Here is a 17,958-nt window from a genome sequence, read left to right as displayed (position 1 = left end):
CGCGGGCGTTTCTCTGAAATGAGTAAGCCGCGCCCGGTGGATGGGCGCGGCCTCGTTGTTTTCAGGACGCAGGTGGCTTCATCCGCGTTGTTGCGTGAAGCGTGCCGCCTGCAGCGTCTCCTATTCCGTATCCTCGATACTCAGTCCCCGCGTTGCCACGTCCAGGCTGGAAGCGTCGGTTTCGTTGCCCAGCTTGATCATCAGGCGCAGGTCGTTGGGCGAGTCCGCGTGGAGCATGGCGTCTTCGTAGGTGATTTCGCCGGCGGAGTAGAGGTCGTAGAGGGCCTGGTCAAAGGTCTGCATGCCCTGCTCACGGGATTTGCTCATCAGCGCCTTGAGCTGGTGCACTTCGCCCTTGCGGATATGGTCCTGGACCAGCGGCGTGCCCAGCAGCACTTCGATGGCCGCGCGGCGCCCTTTGCCATCCGGGGTGGGAATCAGCTGCTGGGCGACGATGCCTTTCAGGTTCAGGGACAGGTCCATCCACAGCTGGCCGTGTCGGTCTGCCGGGAAGAAGTGGATGATCCGGTCCAGCGCCTGGTTGGCGTTGTTGGCGTGCAGGGTCGCCAGACACAGGTGCCCGGTTTCAGCAAAGGCGATGGCCTTGTCCATGGTGTCGGGGGTACGAATCTCGCCGATCAGAATCACGTCCGGCGCCTGACGCAGGGTATTTTTCAGGGCCACGTCGAAGGACTCGGTATCAATGCCCACCTCACGCTGGGTGACGATGCAGCCCTGGTGCTGGTGGATAAATTCGATGGGGTCTTCGATGGTGATGATATGCCCCTTGGAGTTCTTGTTGCGGTGGCCAATCATGGATGCCAGCGAGGTGGACTTACCGGTACCGGTGGCGCCCACGAAAATCACCAGGCCACGTTTGGTCATGGCCAGTTCCTTGATCACCGGCGGCAGGCGCAAGTCGTCCACGTTGGGGATCTTGGTTTCAATGCGACGCAGCACCATACCCACCAGGTTGCGCTGGTAGAACGCGGAGACCCGGAAACGGCCCACGCCCCGGGCGGAGATGGCAAAGTTGCACTCGTGGTTGGCGACGAATTCCTTGCGTTGTTGCTCGGTCATTACGCCGAACACGATGTCCCGGGTCATGTCCGGGGTCAGCGCGCTCTTGGTCACCGGCAGGATCTTGCCGTTGATTTTCATGCTCGGGGGGACGCCGGCGGTGATAAACAGGTCCGACCCGCCTTTCTGTACCATTAATTTGAGAAGCTCTTCGAATTCCATGCTTAAGGCCTGCCTGTGCTGATTCCGCCGGCGCCCTCAGTGGGTGCCGGTGCCGTGCGTTCGGGGTTAGATTGAGTCCGGGCTCTTGGCTTTTTCACGGGCCACATCACGGGCCACCAGGCCTTTCTGCACCAGCCCTTGCAGGCACTGATCCAAGGTCTGCATGCCCAGCGCGCCGCCGGTCTGGATGGCGGAGTACATTTGCGCCACCTTGTCTTCACGAATCAGGTTCCGGATCGCTGCTGTGCCCATCATGATTTCGTGAGCTGCTACCCGGCCGCCGCCGTTTTTCTTCATCAGCGTTTGCGATACCACCGCCTGCAATGATTCCGACAGCATTGAGCGAATCATGGATTTTTCTTCTGCGGGGAATACGTCGATGACCCGGTCAATGGTCTTGGCCGCAGAGGTGGTGTGCAGGGTGCCGAACACCAGGTGGCCGGTTTCTGCCGCGGTCAGTGCCAGGCGGATGGTTTCCAGATCTCGCAGCTCACCCACCAGGATGATGTCCGGATCTTCCCGCAAGGCCGAGCGCAGGGCTTCGGAGAAACCCAGGGTGTCGCGGTGCACTTCCCGCTGGTTGACCAGGCACTTTTTCGATTCGTGTACGAATTCGATGGGATCCTCAATGGTGAGGATGTGCTCGTAGCGGGAATCGTTGATGTAATCGATCATCGCCGCCAGGGTGGTGGACTTACCGGAACCGGTGGGCCCGGTGACCAGTACGATGCCCCGGGGCATTTCGGAGATCTTCTGGAACACCTTGCCCATGCCCAGGTCTTCCATGGTCAGCACTTTCGAGGGAATGGTCCGGAATACCGCACCGGCACCGCGGTTGTGGTTAAAGGCATTCACCCGGAAACGGGCCACACCGGGCACCTCGAAGGAGAAATCGGTCTCGTAGAATTCCTCGAAATCCTTGCGCTGCTTGTCATTCATGATGTCATAGATCAATGAATGGACTTCCTTGTGCTCCATGGCCGGCAGGTTGATGCGGCGCACGTCGCCATCCACCCGGATCATCGGGGGCAGGCCGGCGGACAAGTGAAGGTCAGAGGCGCCGTTTTTGGCGCTGAAAGCGAGCAGCTCGGTAATATCCATGATTTATACTTGCGTTGTCAGGTATTGGAAAGGACGCCCATAAGCACCCTTTTGTTATTATGTCGGCAGCCGGATCTCGGCTTACTCAGAAATTCGTCGCATGCCTAAAGTAACCCGACCTCTTGAGCCGTTCAATAATGACTGACGTCAAATCACCACTGCTGCACATTGATGAGCAAATAAATGCACTTTGCGCGCGCTCAGGCCGCGATCCACACAGTGTGCAGCTTCTCGCGGTCAGCAAGACCCGCACCGCAGACGAACTGGCCCAACTGGCAGACCAGGGGCAGCGCCATTTCGGGGAAAACTACTTGCAGGAGGCATTAGACAAGATAGCGGCGCTGCAAGGGCGAGGGCTGGTGTGGCATTTCATCGGGCCGATTCAGTCCAACAAGACCCGTGATATCGCCGCCCACTTTGATTGGGTGCACTCAGTCGATCGGCTCAAGGTGGCCCGGCGCCTTAGCGAACAGCGCGGGCCGGATCTGCCACCGTTGAATGTGTGCCTTCAGGTCAATGTGGATGATGAGGCCAGCAAGAGCGGGGTGCCCCTGGCGGGCGTAGCCGAGCTGGCGGAACAGATAGAGGCCTTGCCCAACCTGCGTCTGCGGGGGCTGATGGCGATTCCCCGGGCGGATAATACGGACGGCAATCGCGCCGCCTTCCGACAGCTCGCCATGACACTGTCACAATTGCGCAATACAATGCCCGCCCTCGATACGCTCTCCATGGGTATGAGTGCGGACTATGCGGTGGCCATTGAAGAAGGCGCCACCGTGATCCGGCTGGGCACTGCCCTGTTCGGCCCGCGCCGGCCCAAGGCCTGACAACAAGGACTGCGCAGTTATGGCACAACAACTAATCGGATTTATCGGCGCCGGCAACATGGCAACCAGCCTGGCCGGTGGCATGGTGGCGAAAGGAATTCGCCCGGCCCGTATCTGGATGAGTGATCCCTCCAAAGACCGCCTGGACGAGGTGGCCCAGCTCCACCGGGTGCACGTGAGCACCGAAAACCGTGATGTGGCCGGGCGCGTTGACGTACTGGTGCTGGCGGTGAAGCCGCAGATGATGGAGCAGGTCTGCACCGACCTGCGCGACCTGATCGCTGAGCGCCAGCCGCTGGTGATCTCCATCGCTGCCGGTGTCACCGTGGGCAACCTGCGCAACTGGCTGGGTAGCACCCCGATTGTGCGCTGCATGCCCAATACGCCGTCGCTGGTTCAGGCCGGTGCCACTGGCTTGTATGCCGCCGATGACGTGAGCGATGCACAAAAAGCCATGGCCAGGGAGATCCTGGGTTCCGTGGGTATTGCTTTCTGGTTCGACGAAGAGAAAGAGCTGGATGCGGTCACCGCGGTGTCTGGCTCCGGCCCGGCCTACTTCTTCCTGCTGATGGAATCGCTGATCGAAGCCGCCAAGGCCCAGGGGCTGGATGCGGGCACCGCCCGGCAGATGGTGCTGCAAACCGCCTGGGGCGCCGCCCAGCTGGCCATTACCAGCGAAGCCGGCCCGGATGTACTGCGCCAGCAGGTCACCAGCCCCGGTGGCACCACCGCTGCCGCGCTGAATGTGTTCGAAGAAGCCGGTTTCCGCGAGCAGGTGCAGGCGGCCGTCGCCGCTGCCCGGGAACGCTCGGAAGAGCTGGCGGGGTAAAAACAGCTGCGAGCTTCTAGCTGCTAGCGGCGAGGCGCGAGATAGGCTTGGTGTTTGTGCAGCTATAGTGCCCGCGTTTAAGAGTATGGCGCGGGCACGGTATTTCTCAGGCACTCACAACCTTGCCCGCGTCTCGACGCTAGTTGCTCACATCTCGCCGCTTGATTTTCCTTTCTTTTGCCCCAAACTCTGTCCCAGCTTCTGGCTAAACGCCGGTCAAGACATCGCAACGGAGTGATCCATGAACCCGCAGGGTGCCCTGGTTTTTCTGCTGGATTTTGCGTTCAGCGCCTACATCTTCATCGTACTGACTCGCTTCGTGCTGCAACTGGCCCGGGCGGATTTTTATAATCCGATCTCCCAGTTCGTGCTCAAGGCTACCAACCCGTTGCTTAAGCCTCTGCGCCGGATTATTCCTGGCTACGGCGGGCTGGATGTGGCGTCCTTGGTGCTGGTAGTAGTGCTGATCATGCTCAAGGCGGTGCTGATTCTCGGCATCCAGGTGGGTGGTTTCCCGGCCGGTATCGGTGGGCAGTTGGTAATTTACAGCCTGCAGGAGCTGGCCAGCCTGATCCTCAACTATGTGTTCTGGGCGGTGCTGATTCGGGTGATTCTCAGTTGGGTAGCCCCGGACCCGTATAACCCGGTGGTACGGGTCATTGTGCAGGTTACCGAGCCGATCATGGCACCGATTCGCAAACTGCTGCCGCCCATGGGCGGGTTTGATTTGAGCCCGCTGATTGTGCTGTTGGGCATCCAGTTACTGCAGATCCTGTTTAAGCTGCACTGACTGCCAAAGTGGGAAAAGGCGCCGTATGGCGCCTTTTTTTGTTTCAGTGGTATCAAAAAGCGGGCCTTTCTCTGGTGCAAAACGTTGCAAGGGTTTTTACTTGCCCAGCGGCTTTGGTTACAAAAGAGAAATAACAACGGCGCACCAATGCGTTGGGCGCTAATCCCGGGGAAAAAGATGGAAAACCGTGCAGATTTCAGTCTGATCGGCCTGAGAGAGTTACACCACCTGTCATTGCTGCCTGGCAGTGACTTTGCGCAACTGTATGCCGCTTACCTGGAGGTGGGTCGCCGCCTGCTGGGCCTGTCCATTGGTATTGTCAGTCGTATTGAGGACGGAGACTACGAAGTACTCGCGGTGCAACCGGGCGATGGGGGGATCAGCACTGGCGATCATTTTCCGCTGGGTGATACCTACTGTTCTACCGTGGTCAGCAAACAGGGGTCGGTGGCGTTGCACCATGTGGGCGAACTGGAAGAAATGCGCTCGCACCCGGTTTATGTGGGGATGAAGCTGGAATCCTACATGGCCGTGCCGCTTTATGTGCAGGGCGAGATTTTTGGCACCCTCAATTTCAGTGATCCGGTACCCCGCCACGAGCCGTTCGGCATCGAAGAAATGGAATTTCTGGAGTTGATGGGCAAGTCCCTTGGCCAGGCGCTGGAGCAGGACCACCTGGATCAGCAGCGGCAATTGGCCGTCAACAAGATGGAAGAGAACATGGCCCTGTTCGAGGGCGCGTTCCGTCACGCGGCCATTGGCATGGCCATTGTGTCCCCGCAAGGGGGCTGGATGCGGGTGAATCAGGCGCTGTGCAACATTCTGGGCTATGACGAGCAGAGCTTGCTGGCAAGTGATTTCCAGACCATTACCCACCCGGACGACCTGGAAAAGGACCTGAACCACGTGCAGGCGCTGTTGGCAGGCAAGCGCAACAGTTACTGGATGAAGAAACGGTATTTTCACCAGGACGGTCGTATCGTCTGGGTCTTGCTGGCGGTATCTATTGTCCGTAACGCGGATGGCACGCCCCGGTATTTTCTCTCCCAGATTGAAGATGTGTCTGCCCAGGTCACCGCAGAGCGTGCTTTGCGCCAGAAGCAGGACGAACTGGAGCAGCTCAATCAGGAGCTGGCGGACATGGCCCGCACGGACCCGCTTACCGGGCTGAATAACCGGCTGGTGCTGATGGAAAATCTGCGTCAGGAGTTCCGCCGCTGCGAACGCAGCCGTGAGCCGATTTCTGTGGTGTTCATGGATGTGGATTATTTCAAGCACTACAACGATACCTACGGGCACATGGAAGGGGATGTGGCGCTGCAGGCCGTGGCGGCGGCGCTGCGTCCGGTGATCCGTGATACCGATGTGCTGGCGCGTTACGGGGGCGAAGAGTTCGTTGCCTTGCTGCCCACCGCCAATGTGCAGGCGGCAGAGGGCGTGGCGGAACGTTGCCGCCATGCGGTGGCCGGCATTGCTTCGCTCAGCGCGCCGGTGAGCCTGAGCGTAGGAGTGGCGACTCTGTTGCCCTGCGGCGAAGCCGATGAAGCGAAGGATCCGGAAGCACTGCTAAGCGCGGCGGATCAGGCGCTCTACGCTGCCAAGGAAGCCGGCCGTAACCGCGTTCGTACGGCGTTGCTGTAACGCGCTCGAGGCGTTTCTTTTATGGCGGGGGCGGAAATAATGGCGCTCAAGTTGTAAGTTCCAAATAGGAACCTATAATGCAGGCAACGCCATTACCCCTGAGAATGACCATGAACCCTGCCACCATGACCGGCCTGGAAATCATGCAGGCTTTCGCCGCCGGCAAGATTCCCCGTGCCCCCATTTCTGAAACCATCCCCATGGACCCGGATACCGTGGAAGAAGGCCGTGTGGTCTTTATCGCGACCCCGGACAAGCGCCACACCAATCCGCTGGGCGGGGTACATGGTGGTTTTGCGGCCACCGTATTGGACTCGGTCACCGGCTGCGCCACCCACACCGTACTGGCTGCCGGCGAGAGCTACGGCACCACGGACCTGAACATCAAGATGTGCCGGCCGCTGACCTTCGACAAGGCCTACCGGGCGGAAGGGAAAGTGATTAACCGGGGGCGCAATCTGGTGATCTCGGAAGGGCGTATCGTGGACGAGGAAGGCAAGCTGTACGCCCACGCCACCTGCACTTGCATGATTGTGGCCCCGCGCGCGTAAACGTCTGCTGTAGGAGCGTCGCTGGCGGCGCGATACGATAACTTCAGTCTCGAGTTGCGAGAAGCGAGTTTCGAAAGGCAACCCCAAACCAGGGGAAAACCCAACGATTTTCGCTTCTCGTCACTCGTTACTCGCAACTGGGTTATCGCGCCGCCAGCGGCGCTCCTGCGGAAGTACGGGATTACCCTATGCAGGGTGTCTTGCCCTGTTTCTCCTGGGATTCCATCCAGTTCAGAATACGCCCGCCCAGCGGTCGCTGGGTCGCTTCGGCGGCCAGCGCCACGGCGCCCCGCAGCCCCTCGATATCGATACCGGTCTTCAGCCCCGCACTTTCCAGCAAGTACACCAGATCTTCCGTGGCCATGTTGCCGGTGGCACCGGGGGCAAACGGGCAGCCGCCCAGCCCGCCCACGGAGGCATCGAAACGGCGCACACCCAGATCCGCCGCCGCCCAGGCCATGGCGGCGGCCAGCCCGCGGGTGTCGTGCAGGTGCACATAGAATTTCTCTGCGCCGAATTCCCGAATCAGCGGCGCCATGATGTCTTTCATCTGCTGGGGGTTGCCGGCGCCAATGGTGTCGGCGATGGCCACCTCGTCGGAGCCGGCGGCAAACATGCGCTCGCTGAGTTGCTGGGGCAGCGTCACTGGCACCGGGCCGTCGTAGGGGCAGGCGAAGGCGCCAGAGATATAAGTGCGGGTGGCGATGCCGTCGGCTTTGGCCGCTGCAATGATCGCCTCACAGCTCTGCGCGGCCTGCTCCAGGCTCATGCGCAGGTTGCGCTCGTTGAAGGAATCGGTGGTGGACAGCACCAGCGCCACCGTGGGGTAGCCCGCATCCCGCGCCAGCTGGTAGCCCTTAAGGTTGGGCACCAAAGCGGTGTAGTGCAGTGCGTCACCTTGCGGCAATAGCGGGGTGAGGGCGGCAGCATCGGCCATCTGCGGGATCGCCTTGGGGCTCACAAAGCTCACCGGCTCCAGGTAGCGCATGCCTGCGTCGACCAGTAACTGGGCCAGTTTCGCCTTGGTGGCGGTGTCCACGGTTACCGGTTGATTCTGAAGGCCGTCGCGCAGCCCCACTTCGTTGATGATTGCCTGGTCTGTCATGGTGCTTGCCGTCGTACCGAAAAGGGCCCGCAAGTGTGCCATCGGTGCTGGCTTTGTGCACCCTGGGCGGACAGACGGTGGCTTGGTAGGGTGGCCAGAACTGACAGGTTCTTGGTGGTTTCGGTTTTCCTTGGTGGCGGCGTCTGCGGCAACCTTGGGGGGTAAGGAGCATCATTGCCGCCACTAACAATAACAGGAGCCAACCATGAGCAGCCTGCCCCCCTGCGCCATGCTCAAGCACGTGCACCACAGCGCCTACCGCTGCCGAGATGCCGAGCAGACCCGCTGGTTTTATGAAGATGTTTTGGGCCTGCCACTCACCCTGGCCATGGTGTTCGATGAAGAACCCGGCACCGGCCGCAAGATCGATTACATGCATCTGTTCTTCAAGATGGGCGATGACAATTTCATTGCCTTCTTCGATGCCCCGGAAGGGGCCGATGAAAAAATGTTCCGCCCGCGCAGTGCCTTCGATCTGCACCTGGCCTTTGAAGTGGACACTCTGGAGGAACTGAAGGAGTGGCGCCGACGAATCAACAAGGCGGGTCGCCCTTGCTTCGGCCCCATCGACCACGATTTCATTCACTCCATCTATTTCTTCGACCCCAACGGCATTCCGCTGGAGATCACCATCAAGGATGCCCGCTACGAGGCGGTGGTGGCGGAGGATGCTGCCAACGCCCATGGGGTGCTGAAGGCATGGACCGAAAAGACCCGCGCGCTGAAGGAAGACAATTTTGGTGCCGCGGCCCTGGATATGCGTGGCCTGGACATGAGCAAGACTGACTTCTCGAAAGTGAAGGGCGCCATGGACCAGCAGAAGGGCAAACAAAAAGAAGAACAAAAGGACGCCCCGCAATGAGCAAGCATTACGATCGCACCCCGTATCTGGTGACCTTCATGGAGCAATCCAGCTTCAAGGACACCTACGCCGGCCCCATGGATCTGGTGGCGCTGGAATCCCACCTGCTTACCCCGAAAAGCGGCCCGGGCAAGACCGTGGTGATCTTTATGCACCCGGTGGGTGGAGGTGCTTACCTGCCCATGGTCTCGGCGCTGGCGAAGGCAGGGCTCTCCGTTATCTATTGCAACAGCCGTTATCGCGGGGCCGACAGCGCGTTGCTGATGGAAAAAGTGGTGGCGGATCTGGGCGCCTGCGTGCGCGATGCCAAAGAACGGCTGGGTTTTGAAAAAGTGGTGCTGGCAGGCTGGTCTGGTGGTGGCTCCCTGAGCCTGCTGTATCAGGCCGAAGCGGAAGACCCACAGATTACCCACACCCCGGCGGGAGATCCTTATGACCTCACCGCGCAAAAGTTGATCCCGGCGGACGGCATCATGTTGCTGGCGGCCCATGTATCCCGGGCCATCACCATGACCGAATGGCTGGACCCGTCCGTGAAGGACGAAACCAACCCGGACGATCGGGATCGGGAGCTGGATATCTACCACCCGGACTGCCCCAATCAACCGCCCTACAGTGCTGAGTTCGTGGCCCGTTTCCGTCAGGCGCAGATCGACCGCAACCGCCGCATCACTGCCTGGGTGAAGGGCAAACTGGAAGATTTCCGTAGCCAGGGCCTGCACACGGAGGAGTACGGCTTCATCGTGCACCGCACCATGTGCGATGTACGCTGGCTGGACCCACAACAGGACAGCAATGACCGTGCCCCCGGCACCTGTTATCTCGGTGACCCGCAAACGGTAAACAACGGCCCGGTGGCGCTGGCGCGCTTCAACACCCTGCGCGGCTGGTTGAGCCAGTGGAGCTTTGACGATTCCCGCGCCAATGGCCCGGCCTGTGCCGCGCGTATCACGGTGCCGGCCCTGGTGATCGGCAACACTGCCGACAATGCCTGTACTCCCAGCCATACCCAACGGCTCTTCGATGGCTTCCAATCAGGGCAAGCCACCTTGAGAGAAGTGGCCGGTGCCAATCACTATTACTTTGGCCAGAACGACAAACTGGCTGAAGCGGTGGCGCACTGTACTGCCTGGCTGAACGAGCAGGGGCTGGGCTAGCGAGGTTGTGGTTTTTCCAGGCGGGAAGCCATGTGGCTCCCGTTGACGGGATGACTGGCGGTCAATTGTGAATTCTCTTCACGCCTTGTCCGACAGTCATACCAGCCCCGCTTCATCCTCCCCGGCACTGGCCTAGCGTCAGTAAAAACAACAACGGAGTAATCACGGGATGGGTTTGATCATTTTTCTGTTGGCACTGGCGGTGCTCGCCACGGTGTCCATCACCCTGCTGTTCTACCTGTGCTGGTACTACGACCGCCGCAGTTTTCCGCAACAGGCCGAGCTGCCCGGTGAGCAGCCGCTACGGCTGGTGCCCGCCATGTTGGGCATGGCCAAGGAAGCCGCCGCGCTGACGGTTTTGGTGTTCAGTTATCCGTTGCGGTTGATCCACGATACCTCGCCGGCGCGCAGCCGCCATCACGGTGAGCCACCGGTGATTCTGGTCCACGGCTATGGCGGTAACAGCGCCAACTTCCTGTTTATGCAGTGGCGACTGAAGTGGCGGGGCTGGTCCAACGTCTATTCCGTGAGCTATACCCCGCCACACATCAATGCCCGCAAGCTGTCCCAGCAGGTGGTGGACCATGTGGAGCGTATCCTGGCGGCCACGGGCGCGGAAAAAGCGCACTTGGTTTGCCACTCCATGGGCGGCCCGCTGACCCGGTACGCCCTGAAAAACCTGGGCCTGGCCGGCAAGGTCGATCGGGTAATCACCCTGGGCAGCCCGCACTATGGTTCGCGGGTCGCCGGCCTGTTTCCGCCATTGGGTGCTGCCGCCCAGCTGCGCTACCAGAGCCCTTTTATCCGGGAGCTGGCCACTGAAACAACCTGCCCGGGTGGCGCGCGGTACTTTTCCATCTTTTCCAACATGGATAATTTTGTGCTGCCGGTCTCCACGGCGGTGTTGCACGGTGCAGAAGAAAATATCCATGTCCCGTATCTGGGCCATTGTGCCTTGTTGTACAGCACGCGGGTGATGGATCAGGTGGAGCGTTGCCTTCTGGCCCCGGTGAAGGACAGCTGATCAGACATTGATCTGGAACATGGTTGCCTTTCCTCTCTTGCCGGATCATGGTGAAAGTGATCACGCGAGAGAGGGAGTTTGACCATGAGTGAATACGGCGCAACAGTGGCCTGGCACCTGCAGCGGGGCACTGAATTCGATTATGAACACTTCAACCGGGACCACGAATGGACCTTCGCTGGCGGCGAAGTGGTGCAGGCGTCCGGCTCCCCGGAGTTTTACGGCTGCGCCAACCGGGTGAACCCGGACGAAGCCGTCATTGCCGCCACGGCCAGCTGTCATATGCTGACTTTCCTGTCCATCGCCGCCAAGCGTGGCCTCAACGTCCTCAGCTATATTGACCAGCCGGTAGGCACGGTAGAAAAGAACCCGGAAGGCCGCATGGCGATCACCCGGATCGTGCTGCGCCCCCGAGTCGTCTTCGACGGCGAGGAGCCGGATGGCGATGCCCTGGAAAAACTCCACGACAGCGCCCATCGCAACTGCTTCGTGGCTAATTCCCTGAAGGCGGACGTGCGCGTAGAGCCAGCCTAGTCGACCGGGTTTCCCTCAAGCCTGACGGATTCTGTAGGAGCGCCCTTCCAGGGCGCGAACCCTCGTACGCCAATCGTAAACCCCCAAACTCCAGATTTGCCGGCGCAGGTCAAAGGCATCGATTCGCCTCACCCGTCGGGACCGGACAGTCACCCGGCAGTGATGTGACCGTCACGCCTTATGGCTAGAATGTGGACCATTGTTTCGCGGCCCACCCTGCGTGGGTCGTTGCCGTTCACTCACAGGACTAGCCAACATGCTTGATCAGAACGAAATCGAACTGTTTCGCGATAACGTCAAAAAATTCCTCGAAAACGAAGTCGCTCCTCACTACGACCAGTGGGAAAAAGCCGAAATGTTCCCCCGCGAGCTGTGGAACAAGATGGGCGAAAATGGCCTGCTGTGTGTGGACGTCCCGGAAGAATACGGTGGCTTCGGCGCCAACTTCCGCCTGTCTGCGGTGATTGTGGAAGAAGCGTCCCGCGCTGGCTTCGGTGCCCTGGCGTCCAACATCTCCGTGCACTCCGACATCGTTGCTCCCTACATCCTTCACCTGGGCAACGAAGAACAGAAGCAAGCCTGGTTGCCGAAAATGGTCACCGGTGAAGCCGTAGGCGCCATCGGCATGACCGAACCCGGTGCCGGCTCCGACCTGCAGGGCATGAAAACCCGTGCCGACAAAGACGGTGATGGCTACAGCATCAGCGGCCAGAAAACCTTCATCACCAACGGCCAGCACTGCGACGTGATCGTGCTCGCCACCAAGACTGACCCGAATGCCGGTTCCAAAGGCATGACCCTGTTCACCGTGGACTGCGCACTGGACGGCTTTGCCCGTGGCCGCAACCTGGAAAAAATGGGCCACCACGCGGCGGACACCTCCGAGCTGTTCTTCGAAAACGTGAAAGTCGGCGCCGACCAGATTCTCGGCGGTGAAGGCAAAGGCTTCGCCAACCTGATGAACGAACTGCCCCGCGAACGCCTGATCCTGGCCCTGGGCGCCATCGCCGCCTGCGAAGGCATGATCGAGCGCACCATCGAATACACCAAGGAGCGCATGGCGTTTGGCAAGCCGATCTCCAGCCTACAGAACACCCGCTTCGTGCTGGCGGACCTGCACGCCCAAGTCGTCGTCAACCGCGCCTACGGCGAACAGTGCATCGACCAGTACGATCGCAGCGAACTCACCGCCACCAACGCCTCCATCGCCAAGCTCACCACCACTGAGTTGCAAGGTGTGGTCGCCGACAAATGTCTGCAACTGTTCGGTGGCTACGGCTACATGCAGGAATACCCCATCTCCCGCGACTACGTGGATGCACGCATCCAACGCATCTACGGCGGTACCAGCGAAATCATGAAGGAAATCATCTCCCGGGAGATTATCGGGCGGTAAGTTGCTTCATTTTTCCGAATAAAAAAACGCGGCCGATGGCCGCGTTTTTTTATGCCTCCTCTTTCTGTAGGAGCACCACTTGAGGTGCGAACCTGATCCAGCCAAACGCCGGCGAATCCATGCTCAACAGAAAACCCGGCTTATTTGTAGGATATGGCTTACATAAAAAGCTAAACGGTTGATATAAAGTGGGTTTCACTAGGGAGAGGGTCAAGAAAGCGCAGGAAATAACCCGCTACTTCGACTTTTGTCAGATGATATCAATTCTCGACGGTGCTCCAGATCATTGTGGCCATTGAATTATTTGGCTCAGTGGCTGTTGCCTGGCTAAGAATTATGTCGAAAAAAGATATGTCGAACCGTTCGACTGAATACGCTGTTAAATCTATAGGGTGACGGAATGCGGGTTGCGATTTTTATTTTTTTCTTGGTGGCTTCATCCCCTTCGTTTTCAAGAGTTTGTGCTTTGGACGCTGAGAGGCCTAAAGCGGCGACCCATGAGGAAAAAATAGAATGTATACGTGAAGATGCTAAATACCTTTGGACCCAGATTGATTATTTTAAGTTTACTGTGGGTCGGTATCCCACGAACGAGGAGGGGTTTGAAGTGCTGGTTGCAGGCAGCGCCTTGCCTAAGCCAAATAATTACAGTAGGTGGGGTTATATTAAAGAAGAACTTAAAGACCCATGGAGTCGCAGGTACATATATCGGGAAAGCCCTTTGTCAATCATTTCCTATGGTCTAGATGGAAGCCCAGGTGGTGAGGGTAAAAGCAAGGATATAGTTTTTACGCGAAAGTAAATTTAACAATGCCATGCATACGACAAGCGCATGATGGCCGGCGTTAGCAGTCTTAGTCATGAAACTAGAAATTGATAACTATTGGGAGCTTCTAGCTCTCCATAAAAGCATGATGGCCGTAAAATTTGATAAAAAATCATGCTTGAAAGAGGCTCAGGGTAGTCCTTATACGGGTAGCTTGGCGTTCAAAATCTTTGATTTATTGCTTGCAAACTGCAATGAGAAACAACGTCAAGAATGGTTGGAGTGGCAATTGGCAGATGAGAGTCGCCTTGAAACTCAATTGCTAAAGAAACACATTGTAGATTCAAATTGGTGGGCAAGCTCAAGTATAGAGCAAAGGGAAAGCTTTGTTCGTGATTTCATGGCTCCCCTAACTCTTGAGCAGCAGCTCTTTCATGAGGTAACGACCAGCTGCTAACAAGCAGCGGCAGAGCGACAGCCAACGCTACGCACCTTTTGCGTTACTCGCTGGCGCTCAAACATTAACACAAAAGGCGCTCCGCGCTGGCTGCGCCTGCGCTGGGCGTTAGGCGTCACTGGAGGCATCAATGGAAATTGAGTTCCAAATTGGAAATACTCCTGTCAAGTTTCAGCGCAACTGGTTATTCGGTGGCATGCGCCTCGTCACTCCGCACGAGACAGCCCTGCTACAAAACCCGGCTAATCCGCTCACTCACTTTTCCACGCGGCTGAAGCAATCATGGAAAGGTCGAATCGAGGGGAAGAGCGTTGTGGTGGAGAAAGTCCGCCCGCTCTTACTAGCGGGTCTTCGGCCTCAAAGTTACAAGGTGTTCGTGAACGATCAGTTGGTGGCAGAGGCGCACGGCTACTAGCGTGTCGCCTAACAATTCGTTCAAGCCGAACTTGCTTCGCTATACCGACAGCGTGGCAGATAAAGCTTGCTACGCTGTCGGCTACGCTACGCAAGTCGGCTTAACTCGGGCGTTAAGTTTGGAGTCTATCTATGGATCACGACGAAGATATAAAAATTATAAATGGCTTTGTTGGTCGTGATTGCGAGAGGACGCTGGCCTGTAATTCGATTAAGTTAAGGTTTGCGGATAAGGGGGAATACATTTGGATTGATCCTCCATGGACCCTCAATAGCTCATCCGGAACGGTTATGTGCTCCGGCGAGTATCCCGGAGATACAAGCGAATTCGAGGAATGGAGTGAAGGTTTGAGCCCTCTTGATCATGTACGACTTACGTCATTTGAGTATCGAAGAGGCTGCTTGGCGCTGTTTTTCAATAATGAGCATACGCTGATAATTCCTCCTTCTTTGGCAGAAGTAGCCCAGGAAGATTTTTATCATCACTGGTATGCAAGTGCCTAATAACTTAACAAGGGCCTCCAGGCCGACCTTCGGCGGCTGAGGCAGGCGTTATGTGAATTCCATGTTTCCTAAGGAGGGGTGATGGAAGAGGAAGAAAACGAGGTTTTAAAAGCTCTGCTTAGTTGTGTGCCTCTCATAGTGCTGGGTGTTCTTGCGCCGGTTGCAGCGTATTACTCTTTTCTGCGTCCAGAGTCAGAGGCTGCAGATATTTGGTTTCAGCGTAGTGGTGCATTAAGTGTGCTCTTTGGAGTTTGGGCAGAGTACAACCTTTCAAAGGTTAATGAGCATATCAATCTCTCTGGGATCGTCGTGAGTTCGCAGACCGAGCTCAGTCAAAGATATAAGTTTCCGTATCGTGTAGCACAGTACTTAGGCGTCGTCCTGGCAATATCGGGTACGGTTATTTGGGGCTACGGTGATCTATTCGTGTAGGGCACATAACAAGCGGCGGCAGGCGGATCAAATTTCCGCTCGTTCCTCGCTCCAATTTGCCTGATCTGTAACCACTTTTGTGGACAGAGTTTTCTGTTCATAAGAGAGGTGTAGTGTGGGACACACAAGAAAGAGAAATTACGACCGTTATACCCTGGCTTATAAACTCCAAGCCGTTAAATTAGCTAATCACCCTGACGTTAGGTCCAAGGATGTGGCAGAGTCTCTGGGTATCCACCCGGTCATGCTTTATCGCTGGCAGATGGAGCACCGGCGAGGGGAGCTCAGGGAGAACAAGCACATGAAATCGTCATCGCCACCCCCGAAACGTCGTGCCAGCAGAGCGGATCCTGCGAAGGAAGCAGAGGAGAAGCTCGCGGCAGCTGAAAAGCGCATCAAAAAGCTCGAGCGAGAGCTTGAAAACCGAAACGATGAGATCGATTTACTAAAAAAGGCCGAGCGGTTCTTCCAGCGGAAAAAGTAAGGCTCTATGAGCTGGTTGAGAAGAACCGCCAAGGTCGGAATGTGCGTCGTTTATGTCAGCTTCTTGGCGTGTCGAGGAGTGGCTATTATGCCTGGCGTTCACGGTCTGAGAGTGAGCGAAGTCAGTATGACGGAAGGCTGAAAGAGGCCATGGTCGAGCTGCATCAGGGATTTCGGCGAGCCTATGGCGCTAGACGACTTCACCAGCAACTCCGCAAAAATGGCTTCACCTGCAGTGTCCGTCGGGTATCGCGGTTGATGAAAGAAGCCGGAATTCATGCTTCCAGCAAAGGATTGTACGTCTGGAATCCCGGAAGGCATGAGTTCTACAGTTCAGCAGGGAATGTGCTGGGGGCGGAGGAATCTGCTGACAGTGAGGGCAAGCACTGGGCCGGAGACTTTACCTATATCCGAACGGGCTCGGGTTGGCTTTATCACGCGGTAGTCGTGGATCTATATAGCCGCAGGGTTGTGGGTTGGTCATTCAGCCGTAAGCGAAACAGTGAGCTGACCAAGAGTGCGTTACGAATGGCGCTGTCACGTGAGCAGCCTCGCTTGGGTTGTGTGTTTCACTCGGATCAGGGAATTGAATATGCCGCTCATGAATATCGAGATCTGGTGGCTGCTGCGGGATTGCGCAGGAGCATGAGCCGAAAGGCAACGCCCCTGGATAATGCGATGGTGGAGTCGTTCTTCCATACGCTAAAGACGGAATTGGTTCATTTGCGTAAGTTTGAAAATGATATTGAAGCGGTTGCCGGGATTGTTGAGTTTATCGAGTTCTATAATCGGGAACGGCTTCACTCTGGGATTGGGTATCAAAGTCCGGCAAGCTATGTGCGGGCGTGTGTCTAAAAGTGTCCACGAAAGTGGTAGCAGATCAGCCCGCTGCGCCGGGCGTTAGGGCTACAAAGGAATCAGGATGCGGAGCGAGTTTCAATATTTCATGAGTCAAGATGATCATGCAGCCTTTGATGGCCACCTGCTTACCATCGATGGGGTAAGTATCAAGCAGGGGAAGAGCTTCGATGAGATTCTATTCGGTGATGGTTTCATTCAATATGAACGAAGCATCTTAGAAGAGGGAGTTCTTACGTCTGGCCGGATAGCAATTGCTTCAACTGATCGAGAAGGTGTCTACAACTTCTCCTCACACAAGGCTGTTGAAGAGCTGTACAAAAATTTAAGAAATTGGCTTAAAAAACGTAGTATCAACACGCTGGTTTGCTATAACGAGAAATAGGAAAACTACACGGTTGAAGCCGTTAAGAGCTTTTGGTTGGCAGCTGGCGCCGAGGCGCTGCTCAACGAGTCCGCCGTTAAGCTAAAACAGTTTAAATCGGGCAATGTCGTATTCAAACTGGCATAAAGCCCTAACAAGGCGCTCAAGCATGGACGCAGCAAAGCTGCGCCGCTTAGCTTGGCGTTATGTGTTGCGGGGGGTGTGAAGATTGAGGAGAGTGTTTCTGGTTTCTTTGACCGTTTCCCTGAGCCTAATTGTGGGGGCGGCAGTAGGTTGGTGGGCAAATTCTCCAGGCATGGACCTATTGTGTTCTAAGCCTTTTGTTGCTGAGCTGGTAGAAGATGTGGTGGCTAAAGGAGTCACTATTGAGGCCGGAACATTGGTTGATCTTCGTTCTTGTGAGTATGCCGAGCGGTTTACTATCAACCTTTACTACCCGAAGCATCCGGCGGCACCAATTTTTAAGCCAAGAAATAGTGCACCGAATCTGGGGAATCATGGCGCCGATCAATATGAAGTCAAAAAAGCCGAAAAATAAACACATAACAATGCCATGCATGCGACAAGCGCATGATGGCGGGCGTTAAGTGAAAGGGGGTG

At 57.0% G+C, this 17,958-nt stretch carries 22 protein-coding genes; 19 read left to right on the top strand and 3 right to left on the bottom strand.

Annotated elements, in window-relative coordinates; translation table 11 throughout:
- Positions 1-120: 120 nt before the first annotated feature.
- Both ADG881_RS10070 and ADG881_RS10065 read right to left on the bottom strand, forming a co-directional pair.
- Complete coding sequence (locus ADG881_RS10070; protein WP_007148919.1) at positions 121-1,242, bottom strand: PilT/PilU family type 4a pilus ATPase; 1,122 nt, start codon at positions 1,240-1,242, stop codon at positions 121-123.
- A gap of 66 nt (positions 1,243-1,308) precedes the next feature.
- Positions 1,309-2,343, bottom strand: a complete 1,035-nt coding sequence (locus ADG881_RS10065) for a type IV pilus twitching motility protein PilT (RefSeq protein WP_007148309.1) — start codon at positions 2,341-2,343, stop codon at positions 1,309-1,311.
- A 137-nt stretch (positions 2,344-2,480) separates the two neighbouring features.
- On the opposite strand from ADG881_RS10065, the gene ADG881_RS10060 reads away from it, so the two are divergent.
- The 5 genes from ADG881_RS10060 to ADG881_RS10040 all read left to right on the top strand — a co-directional run bounded on the left by ADG881_RS10060 (position 2,481) and on the right by ADG881_RS10040 (position 6,981).
- Entirely contained in the window at positions 2,481-3,170 is a 690-nt protein-coding gene (locus ADG881_RS10060) for a YggS family pyridoxal phosphate-dependent enzyme (RefSeq protein WP_007151482.1), read from the top strand.
- A gap of 19 nt (positions 3,171-3,189) precedes the next feature.
- Positions 3,190-3,999 carry a pyrroline-5-carboxylate reductase gene (proC, locus tag ADG881_RS10055; protein ID WP_007149373.1) on the top strand — a complete coding sequence of 270 codons (810 nt, stop codon included), beginning with the start codon at positions 3,190-3,192 and terminating at the stop codon, positions 3,997-3,999.
- Positions 4,000-4,240: 241 nt separating this feature from the next.
- On the top strand, positions 4,241-4,789 hold the full coding sequence (locus tag ADG881_RS10050) for a YggT family protein (RefSeq protein WP_007150807.1): 549 nt from the start codon (positions 4,241-4,243) through the stop codon (positions 4,787-4,789).
- Positions 4,790-4,966: 177 nt separating this feature from the next.
- On the top strand, positions 4,967-6,430 hold the full coding sequence (locus tag ADG881_RS10045) for a sensor domain-containing diguanylate cyclase (protein WP_007149874.1): 1,464 nt from the start codon (positions 4,967-4,969) through the stop codon (positions 6,428-6,430).
- 77 nt (positions 6,431-6,507) lie between these two features.
- Positions 6,508-6,981: a PaaI family thioesterase gene (locus ADG881_RS10040; protein WP_007148797.1), complete on the top strand. Its 474-nt coding sequence runs from the start codon at positions 6,508-6,510 to the stop codon at positions 6,979-6,981.
- A 181-nt stretch (positions 6,982-7,162) separates the two neighbouring features.
- Here ADG881_RS10040 and ADG881_RS10035 read toward each other — a convergent pair whose 3' ends face one another.
- Complete coding sequence (locus tag ADG881_RS10035) at positions 7,163-8,086, bottom strand: hydroxymethylglutaryl-CoA lyase (RefSeq protein WP_007151138.1); 924 nt, start codon at positions 8,084-8,086, stop codon at positions 7,163-7,165.
- Positions 8,087-8,291: 205 nt separating this feature from the next.
- Between ADG881_RS10035 and ADG881_RS10030 the strand changes: the two genes are divergently transcribed.
- From ADG881_RS10030 to ADG881_RS17570, 14 genes are all read left to right on the top strand, one after another.
- Complete coding sequence (locus ADG881_RS10030) at positions 8,292-8,948, top strand: VOC family protein (protein ID WP_039926571.1); 657 nt, start codon at positions 8,292-8,294, stop codon at positions 8,946-8,948.
- Positions 8,945-10,105 carry an alpha/beta fold hydrolase gene (locus ADG881_RS10025; protein WP_007151171.1) on the top strand — a complete coding sequence of 387 codons (1,161 nt, stop codon included), beginning with the start codon at positions 8,945-8,947 and terminating at the stop codon, positions 10,103-10,105. Before ADG881_RS10030 ends, ADG881_RS10025 begins: the two co-directional genes overlap by 4 nt.
- A 169-nt stretch (positions 10,106-10,274) precedes the next feature.
- The gene (locus tag ADG881_RS10020) at positions 10,275-11,129 is read left to right on the top strand and encodes a triacylglycerol lipase (RefSeq protein ID WP_007148664.1); all 855 of its coding nucleotides are present in this window, start codon (positions 10,275-10,277) and stop codon (positions 11,127-11,129) included.
- 84 nt (positions 11,130-11,213) lie between these two features.
- The gene (locus ADG881_RS10015; RefSeq protein WP_007150035.1) at positions 11,214-11,663 is read left to right on the top strand and encodes an OsmC family protein; all 450 of its coding nucleotides are present in this window, start codon (positions 11,214-11,216) and stop codon (positions 11,661-11,663) included.
- A 256-nt stretch (positions 11,664-11,919) separates the two neighbouring features.
- A complete protein-coding gene (locus ADG881_RS10010; protein WP_007150363.1) occupies positions 11,920-13,059 on the top strand; it encodes an acyl-CoA dehydrogenase family protein in 1,140 nt (379 codons plus the stop codon).
- A 400-nt stretch (positions 13,060-13,459) separates the two neighbouring features.
- Positions 13,460-13,861 (top strand): type II secretion system protein GspG, encoded by a 402-nt coding sequence (locus ADG881_RS17880; RefSeq protein ID WP_083787476.1) that lies wholly within the window; start codon positions 13,460-13,462, stop codon positions 13,859-13,861.
- Positions 13,862-13,919: 58 nt separating this feature from the next.
- Complete coding sequence (locus tag ADG881_RS10000; RefSeq protein WP_039926569.1) at positions 13,920-14,282, top strand: hypothetical protein; 363 nt, start codon at positions 13,920-13,922, stop codon at positions 14,280-14,282.
- Between the two features lie 130 nt (positions 14,283-14,412).
- Positions 14,413-14,697, top strand: coding sequence for a hypothetical protein (locus ADG881_RS09995; protein ID WP_039926568.1), 285 nt, complete (start codon positions 14,413-14,415; stop codon positions 14,695-14,697).
- 131 nt (positions 14,698-14,828) lie between these two features.
- Positions 14,829-15,200 carry a hypothetical protein gene (locus tag ADG881_RS17575; RefSeq protein WP_156790387.1) on the top strand — a complete coding sequence of 124 codons (372 nt, stop codon included), beginning with the start codon at positions 14,829-14,831 and terminating at the stop codon, positions 15,198-15,200.
- A gap of 81 nt (positions 15,201-15,281) precedes the next feature.
- Complete coding sequence (locus ADG881_RS09990) at positions 15,282-15,632, top strand: hypothetical protein (protein ID WP_039926567.1); 351 nt, start codon at positions 15,282-15,284, stop codon at positions 15,630-15,632.
- Between the two features lie 115 nt (positions 15,633-15,747).
- Positions 15,748-16,116: a transposase gene (locus ADG881_RS09985; protein ID WP_232211718.1), complete on the top strand. Its 369-nt coding sequence runs from the start codon at positions 15,748-15,750 to the stop codon at positions 16,114-16,116.
- An 11-nt stretch (positions 16,117-16,127) separates the two neighbouring features.
- Positions 16,128-16,970, top strand: coding sequence for an IS3 family transposase (locus ADG881_RS09980; RefSeq protein WP_232211761.1), 843 nt, complete (start codon positions 16,128-16,130; stop codon positions 16,968-16,970).
- Between the two features lie 67 nt (positions 16,971-17,037).
- Positions 17,038-17,358, top strand: coding sequence for a hypothetical protein (locus tag ADG881_RS09975; RefSeq protein WP_039926564.1), 321 nt, complete (start codon positions 17,038-17,040; stop codon positions 17,356-17,358).
- A 217-nt stretch (positions 17,359-17,575) separates the two neighbouring features.
- The gene (locus ADG881_RS17570) at positions 17,576-17,896 is read left to right on the top strand and encodes a hypothetical protein (protein WP_156790385.1); all 321 of its coding nucleotides are present in this window, start codon (positions 17,576-17,578) and stop codon (positions 17,894-17,896) included.
- Positions 17,897-17,958 lie beyond the last annotated feature (62 nt).

The organism is Alcanivorax sp. DG881 (genome assembly GCF_000155615.1).
Taxonomy (GTDB): Bacteria; Pseudomonadota; Gammaproteobacteria; order Pseudomonadales; family Alcanivoracaceae; genus Alcanivorax.
This window is presented reverse-complemented; position numbering and strand designations above follow the sequence as displayed.